Below are 11,599 nucleotides of genomic sequence, written 5' to 3' on the forward strand. Positions count from 1 at the left end.
GGAGTTGTGGGTGCCTCATTGTGAGGTCGTCGCCGCCGCGACGGTAGACGTCCAGGCCCCGGTAACCGGATGTTTCCACCGCCCCTGCAGGAGGGCTCAACCCGACGTGGCAGGAGGCTCCGGGGCAAGGGCCGGACGCGTCCGGCGCTCCACGTCCGCGATGCCCAGCCGCAGCGCCTCGAGCTCGTCCGCGAGATCGTCGATGCGGCGGTCCTCGGGCAGGTGGTCGGTGCCCGCGGCGAGGGCGACCAGCTCGATCGCCCGGGTGCCCAGACCCTCCACGCCCAGCGTGATCGACTGCAGCTTCGCGACCGTGATCTCGTGGGCCTCGGCGAGCCGGGCGCGCGCCGCGAGCTGCTGCTCCACCCCGCCGAGCGCGGCCCGGTGCTGCGCGGCGGCCTCCGGGTTGCGGGTCTGGCGCAGGACGGAGGCGAGCCGCCTGCGTTCCTTCTCCAGGCGGCCGGCCGGGACGTGATCCAGCGCCTCGGCGAACGCCGCGGCCTGCCCGGCGAGCCTGCGGATGCCGGCGCGGGTGCCCGCGGCCTCGTCCCGGATCGCGCGCAGCTGCTCGCGGGTCGCGCTCGCCGCCGCGGACTCCACGGTGGCGTCCAGTTTCTGCAGGGCCTTCTCCGCGCGGTCCAGCAGCGCCCGGGCGGGCGTTCCGCGCCGTGGGTCGGGCAGCGCGGTGGGCTCCGGTGCGCGCGGGAGCTCCGCATGTGGTGCGCGCAGGCCCAGCAGCGCGTCCGCCGCGATCTTCGCCCCGAAGACGGCCGCAGCGACCCCGATCCCGATCGGCACGGCCATCGCCGCGCCGGGCAGGACGGCCCACGCGACGCCACCGGCCGTGACGGCGACGAGCGCCCCCCACGGATCGGCCAGCCGTGAGCGCCATCCCATGCGGCCAGCCTAGAAGTCGCAGACTCAGAAGTTGGAGACCACGTCGCGCAGCACCTTGTCGATGCTCTCCGGGTCGCCCGCGTCGTAGGCCGCGCCCGTGCTGGCCTGCGCGATCCGCCGGAGCACATCCAGGTCGGCTTCGGCGCCGTAGGCGATCGGGAAGACGCGCACGCGGGAGCGCTCGTCCTCGGTGTCGAGGTCGGCGACCAGACCGTCGAGGTCCTCGTCGGGCGGGTACTCGTTGACCCCGTCGGTGAGCAGCACGACCGCGTTGATCCGGGTCGGGTCGAACTCCCGCCGCACCTGCGCCACCGCGGCCCGCGTCGTCGCGTAGAGGGCCGTCCCACCGCCCGGTTCGAGGCCCTCGATCAGCCGTGGGTACGTGCCGCGCACCGCGTCCACCGCGCCCGGCGCCACCAGCACGCGGTGCGGCGACGTCTCACCCGGGAGCTCGCTGGAGAACGTCCAGAGGCTCAGCGTGTCCTGGCCACCCAGCAGCGCGAGGCTGTCGACGGCCGCCTGCTTCGCGAGGTCCAGCCGCGTCTCCGCGCCCCGCACCGGCTCGCCCATCGACCCGGACACGTCCAGCACGAACACGAGGTTGGCCTTCTTGCGCAGCTGCGCCCACGACTCCACGACCTGCGTCAGCACCGCCGGGTTCGGCGGGCGCAGCACCGGGACCTGTGTGTCGGGCAGCAGGCCGTCGGCCGGGGCGATGGCCGCGCCCGGGACGCCGTCGAAACTGCGGAACGCGGCATCGGTGAACCGCCGCTGCTGGTCGGGCTCGCGGACGAAGGCGAGGAAGTCCGCGGCGGCGGCCTTCTTCGCGGCATCGACGTCGGTGAGCACGAGGTAGGGGTTGTCGGAGACGAGCGTCCCGTCCCGCGGGTAGACCGCCACCAGCGGCACCCGCGGCGGCTGCCCCTCACCGAGGGTGGCCGGGTCGCCGCTGGGGTTGCCCCGGTTGTAGTCCCAGACCGACTTCTCCTCGACCGTGACCGCGCTGATGTACCCGAGCCCCTGCCCGCGCGCGGCCGCGGCGGTGAGGTTGTCCAGGAACGTGAGCGTCGTGTCGCCGTAGTGGACCGCGCTCGTCTCGAGGCCTTCGACGAACCGGCGCACCGCCGGGTCGTTCACGTCCGCGCTGCTGAGGTCGGTCGAGCGGCCCGTGGCGGCGAAGAACGTGGCGACCGTGGCCGCGAGCCCGCTCGTCGAGATTGCGGGGTTGGTCTTGCCCAGCTTGAACGGGCCCCATTCGGGATGGCCCTTCGCGCCCCAGCCGGCCGGGTCCGTCGCGAGGGCGGCGAGATCGGCCCAGCCGATGTCGCGATCGGGCCAGCCGAGCGCCTCGGCCATCGGCCGCGGCATCGCGATCACCAGTGGGGACTGCGCGATCGACGGTCGCTCGTCCGGCACGATCGCCTGCCGGTCCGCCGCGCTGAGGCGCTGCTGGAGGATCCCGGCCCACGTACTCGCCGCGGGCGTCCAGACGTCGGGGCGCGGGCCGTTCGTGGTCGGCCAGTCCTTCGCCAGTGCCTCCGCGGCCGCGCCGGAGGCCATGGCGGTGACCCGCACGTCGACGCACGTGCCGTCGACCTCCCGGCCCGCCGCGTTGTAGCCGTCCGCGACCGAGGACAGCAGCGCCGCCTTCTCCGAGGAAGCCGTGACGTTCAGCTCGGTGCAGCCCGGGCGGTCCGCCCTGGTCGGGGCCTCGGCTCCGGTGCCGCCTGCCACGAAGGCCCGGACCGCGACCACCAGCCCGACGGCGACCACACCCGCCACGACGAGTGGGAGTACGCGCCGTGCCATCGGGTCTCCTCACGGTCGGGTGATCATGCGGCGCCAGGCTAGCGGGGCCGGCAGGCCGGCGATTCTGAGGGACGAGCGGGTCGGGCCCAGGTCGGTTCGGGTCGGCTCGCGTCGCCTCGGGGGCCTGCGATGCTGAGCGCCGTGACGGGGCTTCGGGTGCTGCGTGGCGGGCCGGCCGACGCGCCGGGACCGCGGGTGCTGATGCTGCACGGCCTCGGCGCCAGCGCGGACGTCTGGGCCGCGACGGCGGCGGCGCTCCCCGGTCGGGCGTGGGCGGCCCCGGACCTGCCCGGTCACGGCGGGTCGGCCCGGCTGGAGCGGTACACGTTCGCTGCCGTCGCGGCCGAGGTGGCCGATCTCGTCGACCCGGCGGGCACCGTCCTGCTCGGGCACTCCTTCGGCGGGGTCGTCGCGCTGCACCTCGCGGACCGGCCGGGGGTGCGTGCGGTCGTCGCCGTCGGAGTCAAGGTGGCGTGGACCACCGAGGAGCTGGAGCGCGCCGCGGCCCTCGCCGCGCGTCCCGCCCGAACGCATCCCACGCGTGACGAGGCACTGGCGCGGCACCTGAAGGTCGCCGGGCTCGCGGGGCTCGTCGAGCCGGAGGCGCACGCGGCGGGTGTGGTCGCGGAGGGGGACGGCTGGCGCCCCGCGCTGGACGTGCGCGCGTTCGCGGTGGGCGAGCCCGGGGTCGCGGCGCTGCTCGCCGCGTCGCCGGTGCCGGTGACGCTGGCCCGCGGCGAGAACGACCCGATGGTGGCGACGGCCCAGCTGCGGGCGCTCGTCGCCGACCCCGTCGAGCTGGCGGGAGTCGGGCACAACGCGCACGTCGAGGACCCGGCGGCCGTCGCGGCCCTCGTCAGCGCCACGGGCCGAACACCATGATCGCCAGCAGCGGTATACGGCGCGCATATCCGAGCGCCATGCACCGTTCTCGGTGATCATGTCCCGGCGGTGGGCTCAGCGGTAGTTCGTGAACTGCAGCGCGATCCCGAAGTCCTTCGCCCTCAGCAGCGCGATGACCGCCTGCAGGTCGTCCTTCTTCTTGCCCGACACCCGCAGCTGGTCGCCCTGGATCTGCGCCTGCACGCCCTTGAGCTTCTCGTCGCGGATGGCCTTGGAGATCTCCTTGGCCTTGTCCTGCGCGATGCCCTGGAGGATCTTCCCGCCGACCTTGTAGGTCTTGCCCGAGAGCGCCGGCTCGCCCACGTCGAACGCCTTCAGCGAAACGCTGCGCTTGACCAGCTTCTCCTTGAACACATCGACGGCCGCGCGCGCCCGCTCCTCCGTCTCGGACTGGATCACCACGCCGTCCTCGCCCTGCCAGGCGATGGACGTCCCGGTGCCGCGGAAGTCGAACCGCTGCGACAGCTCCTTCGCCGCCTGGTTCAGCGCGTTGTCGACCTCCTGGCGGTCGACCTTGCTCACCACGTCGAACGACGGGTCCGCCATCGTTTCCTCCCTCGCGGGCGGGCCCCCTGCACCGGGCCCGATCACCGCTGTCGTATCCTCGTTCCCGCGCCACGGCGCACCCGGCGGGTTGCCCGAGCGGCCAATGGGAGCGGACTGTAAATCCGTCGCGAAAGCTACAGAGGTTCGAATCCTCTACCCGCCACACCCACGCGGAACGGCCCCTGAACTGCGGAAACGCGGTCAGGGGCCGTTCGACGTCCGGTCCGGGTGTGTCCGGTCCCGGCCTGCTGACTGCGGCGGCTCGCGGTCGCGATCACGAACCAGGGGCGGCGCATGTCCCCGGCTCGAGCTCGGCAATGATCGCCGGGTGAGCCCGCAGTTGGCCCTCCTGGCGTTCGGCGCAGGACTGGTGGTCGCCATCGTGACCTCGCCGGTGGGCGTCTCCGGTGCGGTGTTCCTGCTTCCCGTCCAGCTCGACATCCTGCGCATCCCCAGCCCGGCGGTCACGCCGACCAACCTGCTGTTCAACGTCGTCTCGACGCCGGGCGCGATCCTGCGATACCGACGTACGGGTGCCCTCGGCGGTCAGCTGACCCGCCAGCTGATCACCGGAACCCTTCCCGGCGTCGTGATCGGCACAGTCGTCCGCGTCTACGTCGCGCCCGGTGACCGCATCTTTCGGCTCCTCGCGGCAGCGGTGCTGCTCCCACTCGGAATCTGGCTGTGCACCTGCCGGCGCGACCGGACTGCACCGTGGCGGGCCGTGAGTGGAACGACCATCACGGTGATGGGCGTCGGAGTGGGGATCGTCGGCGGGATCTACGGGATCGGTGGCGGATCGCTGCTCGGCCCGATCCTCGTCGGCGCAGGCCTCTCGGTCGCAGTCGTAGCCCCTGCGGCCCTCGCGGCGACGTTCCTCACCTCCGTCGCGGGGGTCTGTACCTTCAGCCTTCTCTCCTTGACCACCGACGGCCCGGTCAGCCCGGACTGGGGTGTGGGACTCCTGTGCGGACTCGGCGGCCTCATCGGCGGATACCTCGGTGCCCGCCTGCAACCGCGGGTCCCCGAGACAGGGCTCCGCTTCCTGCTCGGAGCGCTGGCCATCGGCCTCGCGGTCAGCTACGTCGTCCAGGCCGCGCGTGGTTGACCAGGACCGGAACCACGCAACACGTTCGGAAGTAGTGTCGGCCGACGTGGACGCCGACAGGTCGATCGAGGACGCACCGGCCCCGGAGACGGGGATCGCGGCCGACGGTGAGAGTGTCACCCTGCGGTTGCTGTGCCCGCAGTGGCAGGGCGCCGGTACCTCGAGCGTGCGGGCGCTCGCGTCGGAGTTCCCCTTCGACGTGGCCCGGCGCGGCTACGCCGTCGGCTCGGCCGTCCTCGGTGCGATCCTGCCGCCCGGCGACGGCCCGACCGCGGTCGTGCCGGTCACCCTGGGCGACGAGGGCCACGCCGACCAGCGAGTACCCCGGCTTCCACGCCATGGCCGTCGCCGCGCTGACCGGCCACGGCGACGCGGACATCCTCCGCCTGCTCCCCGCCACCGTCCCGCCCGAACGGGTCGCCCTGGTCGGGCTGCACGAATGGACCGAGGACGACTTCCCCCACGTCGCCGCCTGGGGCATCACGGCGTTCAGCCCCGACGACCTGCGCGAGTCGACCCGACCGTTGCTGGCCTGGTTGGCCGCCACCGGCTGCTCGCGGGTCGCGATCCACTTCGACGTGGACACCGTCGACAGCAACGAGATCGTGCTCGGGCTCGGTGCCCTACCGGACGGCCTGAGCAGCGCCCAGGTGCGACGCATCATCGCTGACGTGGCCGCGGGAACCGACGTCGTCGGCCTGACGATCGCCGAGTTCTTCCCGCGGCAGGTGATGCACCTGCAGCAGATCCTGCAGGGCTTCCCGCTGATCTCGACCCCACCCTCGGCCCCCTGATCAGGTCGCCGCGCGGTGCCGGTCGGCGAGCCAGGCGCGAAGAGCCGGGAGCGCCCACCCGAAGAGGTACGCGGCGGCGACCCCGAGGACGGTCTCGCCGACGCGCTCGTCGAACTTGGCCGCGGTCTCCCCGACATGCCCGTTGAGCATCATCAGGAAGACGAGGCAGGTGGCGAACGCGGAGGTGATGTACCAGCGGCTCTTGGCCGTCGCCGCCGCGGCGGCGAGGATGGCGACGGCGACGATCGCGTACACGTAGTCGGCCGGGTCCGCCCACAGCAGGAGCGCGGCCGCGCCGGCGCCGACGGCGACCGACAGCACGCGGCCGACGCCCCGGCTCTGAAGCAGGTCGAGCTGGGGCCTGGCGACCAGGAGGCACGCCGCCGGGGCCCAGCCGGGATGGTCCAGGTCGAGGCTCGCGGCGATGGCGTACACGATGGCCGCGGCCACACCCATGCGGATCCCGTAGTCGAGCATGGCCGGGCGGCTCGGGAGGGGTGCCTGCTTCCGCTCGGGTGCGGACCCCGGCGGCCACAGCAGCGCGACGAGCCAGGCGTACGCAGCGCCGGCGCTGAGCAGCAGGAAGCTCGCCGCCGACGATGCGTAGTCGGTGTAGGAGAGCCCGGCCCCGACGAGCGGTGCGCACAGGACGAGGACCAGCCGGCCTGCCGGCAGGACGCATGCGAGCAGGGCCGCCCCGACGACCGCGGCCCCGAGCAGCACGCCGCCGGCGACGAGGGGCAGGTGGGCGAGCACACCGCCGAGGAACAACGACGCCCCGGCGAGGACCCCGACGATCAGAATGCTGATCCGGGCGCGGCGCCGGGCGGGAATGCCCATGATGGCGGCAGGCAGCACGCCGAGCGCGAGCGGGAGCCCGGCCTGCGGGTCGTACAGCGCCACCACCGCGGCCGGGATCCCGTACACCGCACCGACGAGTGCACGCGGCCACGACCACTCCAGTGCCGGAGGCTGATCCCTGGTCTGCGTCGAATCGGTCACGTCGTCCTGATCGGCAGGTGGGCCGGCGTTGGTGCCGACAGCGACACTGAACCAGGCATTGATCCTCGCAGCCAGTGCGGACCCACGTGACCCGTGCGGTCGCTGCGACGCCGCTCGGCGATGCGGAAGGGGCCGGGCTGGGGGTGTCAGTCCGCCGTCGGGTACAGCCTTCCCGTGTGCCGGTCCGGCCGGGGGTGCGCCCGGCCGTCGAGGTAGAGCGCCAGCGGGGTGCGTGCGCCGAGCTGCCCCACGACGTACCGGGTGACCGATGCCGACACGACCGTGTGATCCGTGGATCGTGACTCCGCGTACTCCCGGGCTTCGCGCTCGTCCGCGTAGATGATCTCCACGGCGCCGACGGCATCGTTCGGTCGGGTCGTGTGGATCGCGTAGACGTACACCCGCACATCCTGTCACAACTCGGTCAACTCGGACAGAATGAGCATATCGGTCTGATCCGACCAACAGGTGACTATCCGGACGTACGGTGCTTGCTGTGCCCGATGACCTCCTGACGACCGCGCAGGTCGCCCGGCGGCTCGGGGTGTCCTCGCGGACGCTCGTGCGCTACGCGGAGAAGGGCTACGTCACCCCCGCGATGGTCCTCCCCTCCGGCCACCGCCGGTGGCGCGTGGAGGACGTCACGGCGCAGCTGCGGGCCTTGCAGGAGCGCCGCGGCTGACCGCGCTCAGGCATCGCGGCCCGGCTGCTACCCGGCCGTCGCGACCGCGCGACGTCCCAGGACGAACCCGAGGACGAACAGCGCGAGGGCGGCGACGCCGAGGGCCGCGGGCAGCGGCCAGGGGAACCGGTCGGTGGCCACCAGCAACTGGCCGGTGCAGAGCAGGAGCCAACCCGTGCCCAGGCTCACCTGCTGCCAGCCCAGGAGCCGGATGTCCGGCGTACCGGGCCGGCCGCGGAACGGCCGCCACAGCACCTGTGGGCGGGGCAGGCGCCGCGTCCGCACCATGTACGCGCCACCGATGATCAGGACCGCGGCCAGCGGCAGGACGATCCCGCCCCAGATGATCAGAAGCCCCATCCGATTCCCCCCCGGTCCGCGGCTCGTACCTCCCGAGGGTCCCTCGGCAGTCCCGCGCTTCACCAGGGCGCAGGCCCCCGTCGTGGACGGGTGGCTGACCCCACCACGACCCGTCCGGTGACGTCGTGCATCAGGTGCGTCACGCGTCGGACGTGCGCGGTGCGGACCCGTCCCGGCGGCGGAAACCATCGGTTCCGTGGCACCCGCGGCGGGGTGCATCCTCGTCTCCCGGGCACGGTGCCCGACGGGAGGCCTTGCGATGTCGAACCGTCCCACGGAGGAATGGACCAGCGACGAGTCGTACGAGCCGTACATCGGCCGGTGGAGCCGGCTCGTCGCCCCGCTGTTCCTGCGCTGGCTGCCGGGCAGGCCGGGGGCGTCGTGGTGCGACGTCGGGTGCGGGACGGGCGCACTCGCGCACGCCGTCCTGGCCGCCGAGCGACCCGCCGGGGTGCTCGGGGTCGATCCGTCCGAGGCGTTTCTGGCGGGTGCCCGGGCGGGCACCGCGGACCCGGCGTTCCGGGGTGCCACGGGGAACGCCACGGCGATCCCGGCCGGGGACGGCGAGTTCGACGTCGTCGTCAGCGCGCTGATGCTCAACTTCGTGCCCGAGCCGCGCGCGGCGCTGGCCGAGATGCGCCGCGTCACGCGATCGGGCGGGCTGATCGGCGCCTACGTGTGGGACTACGCCGAGGGCATGCAGCTGATCCGGTTGTTCTGGGACGCCGCCGTCGCGGAGGACCCGGCCGCGGCCGAGCTCGACGAGGGACGGCGCTTCCCGCTCTGCCGGCCGGAGGCGCTGCGCGACCTGTTCGCCGCCGCAGGCTTGGGGGACGTGGACGTCACCGCGATCGAGGTGCCCACCGTCTTCACGGGTGTCGACGACCTGTGGCGGCCGTTCCTCGGCGGCCAGGGCCCCGCACCCGGCTACTGCGCCGCCCTCCCCGAGGAGCGCCGCCGCGACCTCCGCGACCGGTTGCTCGCCCTGGTGCCGCGCCGGGCCGACGGGTCGATACCGCTGCGGGCCCGTGCGTGGGCCGTCCGCGGATCGGTGCCGTAGACCGTCGCCGTTCAGCCGGGCAGCGCCCCGATCCGCTCCGGCGCCCCGCCGAAGAGCTTCGCCCGCTCGCGGCGGACGAACCGCGCCGACCGCCGTTCCAGCAGGCGCCCCCCGACGCCGGTGCGGGCGAGGACGGAGCGGGCGAGGTTCGCGGCGACGATCGGCGGGATCGCCCACGGCGGCGTGACGGGCAGCCCCAGCTCGCGCAGGCTGCGTGCGCCGAGGAACCAGCGCAGCATGCTGAGTGTGCGCAGCCGCTCGTAGCGGCCGCGCAGCGTGCCGAGCCTGCCGTGGTCGAGGGCGACCTGCCCGTCGACGAGGGCCGCCGCGAGCTGCGCGCCCGCGGGCGTGGGCCCGGCCTGCGCGAGCACCACGTGGTAGTTGAAGACGTTCTGCTCGCGTTCGGTGTCGAAGAGGAAGTCCTCGTCGACGCCCATGAGCCAGCCGACGTACCTCCAGAGATGCATGATCGCGAGCGACTCGGCGCGGGTGACGACGCGGCCGAGCAGCCGCACGCCGAGCAGGGCGGTCGAGTTGAACAGCCCGAGCGTCGCCGCCGCGTCCGCCTGGTTGACCGGCAGGCCGTAGCGCGCGACGTCCCAGCGGCCGTTCGTCTCGAACCGCCTGTTGACCAGGGCGTGCATGAGCCGGACGTGCACGGTGAGCCGCCAGCCCTCGCCGTCGCGGCGCATCCCGCCCGCAGCGCTGACGGCGTCGCCCCAGATCCGGGTCTCCCCGAGGCGGCGCTGCGCGGTGGAGCCGGTGAGGCCGCCGGTGCGGACGAGCAGGTCGGCGGGCCCCTCGAAGCGGTAGCCGCCGATGAGGGAGAGCTGGAGCAGGACGTCGTCGCGGCTGCGGCCCAGGCGCCGGAAGGCGCGGGCGCCGCGCTCGACGAGGTCCGGGGCGACCCAGGCGGGGGTGTCCTCGACGAGCGCGAAGAACTCGCGCAGCACCGCCGGGGAACCTGCATCGACACCGTGGGCAAGGGCGCGGCGGAACTGTCCCATGGTCACCTCGGAGCCCATCGCGGCCGCGAGGCGGGCGGCGGGCTCGTCCCGGGTGAACATGCGGCGGCCGATGCGGTCGAGCAGTTCCTCGTCCGGGGCGCGCACGCGGGCGACGATCCCGAGGGGACGGGCGATGCGGGCGTTGCGCCCGGGGGCGCTCGCGAACCGCCGCGGATGGACCCCGGTGACCTGTGCGATCATGCGATCGATGCTGACACGAATATTTGCTCGCATTCAACTCGCGTCATGACGAGCCGGATGCGCCGGGAACCACGCCAGGAGCGGTCCCGGCGGATGGTCGAGCGGATCGTCGCGGCGGGACGGGAGGTCCTGGTGCAGCGCGGCTACGACGCCGTCACCACCAACCACATCGCGGCCGCGGCCGGGATCAGCCCGGGGTCGCTCTACCAGTACTTCCCGGACAAGTCCGCCGTGCTCGCCGAGGTGCTCGACCGGTACTCCCAGGACGTGGTCGCTCGCGTCTCACGCGCGTTCCTCGCCTCCGTCGGCGCGCCCACGGCCGATGGCGTGCGCGCCGTCGTCACCGCGATGCTCGACGTCTACGAGGAGCAGCCGGACCTGCTGCGGGTCCTCGTCGAGCAGGTGCCCCGCTCCGCCGCCAGCACGCGCGCCGCGTTCGCCCGCCGCGTCGACGACATGCTCACCGTCGCGATCGGATCCCGGCCAGACCGCGATCCGGGCCGTCCCGCGGTGGCCGTCGCGTGGCTTCTGGTCCGCGCGGTCGAGCACGTGACGATCAGCTACGTCCTAGAGCGGCCGCCGATCGACCGCGACACCGTGATCGACGAGCTCACGGCGCTGGTCGCGACCCACCTCGACCGCTGACGGCCGCGTCGTAGCGTGCGCGGGCGGCCTCGACCTCGCCGAGGTGGCCGGTGGCCCACTCCTCCAGGGCGGCGACGAGGTCCACGACGGTGCGGCCGAGGCCGGTGAGCGCGTACTCGACCCGCGGCGGCACCTCGGGATGCACGGTGCGGGTGACGAGGCCGTCGCGTTCGAGGCCGCGCAGCGTCTGGGTGAGCATCTTCTGGCTGATGCCCTCGATCCGCCGTGCGATCTCGCCGTAGCGCTTCACGCCGTCGGCGAGGATGAGCACGACGAGGACGCTCCAGCGGTCGCCGATCCGGTCCAGAACCTGTCGGCTGCCGCAGTTCTTCGCGAACGGAGTGGCCTCCACCAGAACACTCTCCATCAGAGAGCCTCTCACTTCAAGGTGCCTGTTCTCCGCTGGGAAGCAGCACGCCGCACGGGAGGTTGCCCGGGACGTCAGCCCCCGAACCTCCAGGAGTTTCAATGACCGTGTCAAGCCGCTGTGGCTGCCGGGGCCGGTGCCTCGGTGGTGAAGCGGCGGTTGTCGCGGACCAGGGCCCAGACGAGGTCGACCAGCCGGCGGGCGAGCGCGATCAACGC

The 11,599-nt window shown here is 73.4% G+C and carries 14 protein-coding genes and 1 tRNA gene; 7 read left to right on the forward strand and 8 right to left on the reverse strand.

The genetic code is table 11. The features are described from left to right. Positions 1-96: 96 nt before the first annotated feature. Both AB7J25_RS06455 and AB7J25_RS06460 read right to left on the reverse strand, forming a co-directional pair. Positions 97-897, reverse strand: coding sequence for a hypothetical protein (locus AB7J25_RS06455; protein WP_428506070.1), 801 nt, complete (start codon positions 895-897; stop codon positions 97-99). Positions 898-921: 24 nt separating this feature from the next. Then, positions 922-2,706: a vWA domain-containing protein gene (locus AB7J25_RS06460; RefSeq protein ID WP_428506072.1), complete on the reverse strand. Its 1,785-nt coding sequence runs from the start codon at positions 2,704-2,706 to the stop codon at positions 922-924. A gap of 141 nt (positions 2,707-2,847) precedes the next feature. On the opposite strand from AB7J25_RS06460, the gene AB7J25_RS06465 reads away from it, so the two are divergent. Further along, positions 2,848-3,588, forward strand: a complete 741-nt coding sequence (locus AB7J25_RS06465; protein WP_428506074.1) for an alpha/beta fold hydrolase — start codon at positions 2,848-2,850, stop codon at positions 3,586-3,588. Positions 3,589-3,663: 75 nt separating this feature from the next. Here the strand turns inward: AB7J25_RS06465 and AB7J25_RS06470 are convergent, their stop codons facing one another. Beyond that, positions 3,664-4,155: a YajQ family cyclic di-GMP-binding protein gene (locus tag AB7J25_RS06470; protein WP_428506076.1), complete on the reverse strand. Its 492-nt coding sequence runs from the start codon at positions 4,153-4,155 to the stop codon at positions 3,664-3,666. 82 nt (positions 4,156-4,237) lie between these two features. Here AB7J25_RS06470 and AB7J25_RS06475 point away from each other — a divergent pair. The 3 genes from AB7J25_RS06475 to AB7J25_RS06485 all read left to right on the forward strand — a co-directional run bounded on the left by AB7J25_RS06475 (position 4,238) and on the right by AB7J25_RS06485 (position 6,057). Next, positions 4,238-4,318 (forward strand) — tRNA-Tyr (locus AB7J25_RS06475). A 165-nt stretch (positions 4,319-4,483) separates the two neighbouring features. Continuing rightward, the gene (locus tag AB7J25_RS06480) at positions 4,484-5,263 is read left to right on the forward strand and encodes a TSUP family transporter (protein ID WP_428506078.1); all 780 of its coding nucleotides are present in this window, start codon (positions 4,484-4,486) and stop codon (positions 5,261-5,263) included. 338 nt (positions 5,264-5,601) lie between these two features. Then, a complete protein-coding gene (locus AB7J25_RS06485; RefSeq protein ID WP_428506080.1) occupies positions 5,602-6,057 on the forward strand; it encodes an arginase family protein in 456 nt (151 codons plus the stop codon). On the opposite strand, the gene AB7J25_RS06490 is transcribed toward AB7J25_RS06485, so the two are convergent. Next, the gene (locus AB7J25_RS06490; protein ID WP_428506082.1) at positions 6,058-7,059 is read right to left on the reverse strand and encodes an FUSC family protein; all 1,002 of its coding nucleotides are present in this window, start codon (positions 7,057-7,059) and stop codon (positions 6,058-6,060) included. Positions 7,060-7,205: 146 nt separating this feature from the next. Next, entirely contained in the window at positions 7,206-7,460 is a 255-nt protein-coding gene (locus tag AB7J25_RS06495; protein WP_428506084.1) for a hypothetical protein, read from the reverse strand. Positions 7,461-7,555: 95 nt separating this feature from the next. Here AB7J25_RS06495 and AB7J25_RS06500 point away from each other — a divergent pair, with 95 nt between their 5' ends. Beyond that, positions 7,556-7,741, forward strand: coding sequence for a MerR family DNA-binding transcriptional regulator (locus tag AB7J25_RS06500; protein ID WP_428506086.1), 186 nt, complete (start codon positions 7,556-7,558; stop codon positions 7,739-7,741). 27 nt (positions 7,742-7,768) lie between these two features. On the opposite strand, the gene AB7J25_RS06505 is transcribed toward AB7J25_RS06500, so the two are convergent. Next, complete coding sequence (locus AB7J25_RS06505; RefSeq protein WP_428506088.1) at positions 7,769-8,101, reverse strand: hypothetical protein; 333 nt, start codon at positions 8,099-8,101, stop codon at positions 7,769-7,771. Positions 8,102-8,360: 259 nt separating this feature from the next. Here AB7J25_RS06505 and AB7J25_RS06510 point away from each other — a divergent pair, with 259 nt between their 5' ends. Continuing rightward, positions 8,361-9,161: a class I SAM-dependent methyltransferase gene (locus AB7J25_RS06510; protein WP_428506090.1), complete on the forward strand. Its 801-nt coding sequence runs from the start codon at positions 8,361-8,363 to the stop codon at positions 9,159-9,161. An 11-nt stretch (positions 9,162-9,172) separates the two neighbouring features. Here AB7J25_RS06510 and AB7J25_RS06515 read toward each other — a convergent pair whose 3' ends face one another. Further along, a complete protein-coding gene (locus AB7J25_RS06515; RefSeq protein ID WP_428506092.1) occupies positions 9,173-10,369 on the reverse strand; it encodes an oxygenase MpaB family protein in 1,197 nt (398 codons plus the stop codon). A 45-nt stretch (positions 10,370-10,414) separates the two neighbouring features. On the opposite strand from AB7J25_RS06515, the gene AB7J25_RS06520 reads away from it, so the two are divergent. Then, a complete protein-coding gene (locus AB7J25_RS06520; protein ID WP_428506094.1) occupies positions 10,415-11,014 on the forward strand; it encodes a TetR/AcrR family transcriptional regulator in 600 nt (199 codons plus the stop codon). On the opposite strand, the gene AB7J25_RS06525 is transcribed toward AB7J25_RS06520, so the two are convergent. Continuing rightward, entirely contained in the window at positions 10,980-11,381 is a 402-nt protein-coding gene (locus AB7J25_RS06525; RefSeq protein ID WP_428506096.1) for a winged helix-turn-helix transcriptional regulator, read from the reverse strand. The two genes, AB7J25_RS06520 and AB7J25_RS06525, sit on opposite strands and share 35 nt — an antisense overlap. Positions 11,382-11,599 lie beyond the last annotated feature (218 nt).

This window comes from Pseudonocardia sp., from assembly GCF_050246655.1.
GTDB lineage: Bacteria > Actinomycetota > Actinomycetes > Mycobacteriales > Pseudonocardiaceae > Pseudonocardia.

What these genes read in the sequence shown, in the direction of transcription:
- AB7J25_RS06455 (WP_428506070.1), bottom strand. Translation starts at nt 897, where the DNA reads ATGGGATGGCGCTCACGGCTGGCCGATCCGTGGGGGGCGCTCGTCGCC.
- AB7J25_RS06525 (WP_428506096.1), bottom strand. Translation starts at nt 11,381, where the DNA reads ATGGAGAGTGTTCTGGTGGAGGCCACTCCGTTCGCGAAGAACTGCGGC.
- AB7J25_RS06510 (WP_428506090.1), top strand. Translation starts at nt 8,361, where the DNA reads ATGTCGAACCGTCCCACGGAGGAATGGACCAGCGACGAGTCGTACGAG.
- AB7J25_RS06460 (WP_428506072.1), bottom strand. Translation starts at nt 2,706, where the DNA reads ATGGCACGGCGCGTACTCCCACTCGTCGTGGCGGGTGTGGTCGCCGTC.
- AB7J25_RS06520 (WP_428506094.1), top strand. Translation starts at nt 10,415, where the DNA reads ATGACGAGCCGGATGCGCCGGGAACCACGCCAGGAGCGGTCCCGGCGG.
- AB7J25_RS06485 (WP_428506080.1), top strand. Translation starts at nt 5,602, where the DNA reads ATGGCCGTCGCCGCGCTGACCGGCCACGGCGACGCGGACATCCTCCGC.
- AB7J25_RS06505 (WP_428506088.1), bottom strand. Translation starts at nt 8,101, where the DNA reads ATGGGGCTTCTGATCATCTGGGGCGGGATCGTCCTGCCGCTGGCCGCG.
- AB7J25_RS06470 (WP_428506076.1), bottom strand. Translation starts at nt 4,155, where the DNA reads ATGGCGGACCCGTCGTTCGACGTGGTGAGCAAGGTCGACCGCCAGGAG.
- AB7J25_RS06515 (WP_428506092.1), bottom strand. Translation starts at nt 10,369, where the DNA reads ATGATCGCACAGGTCACCGGGGTCCATCCGCGGCGGTTCGCGAGCGCC.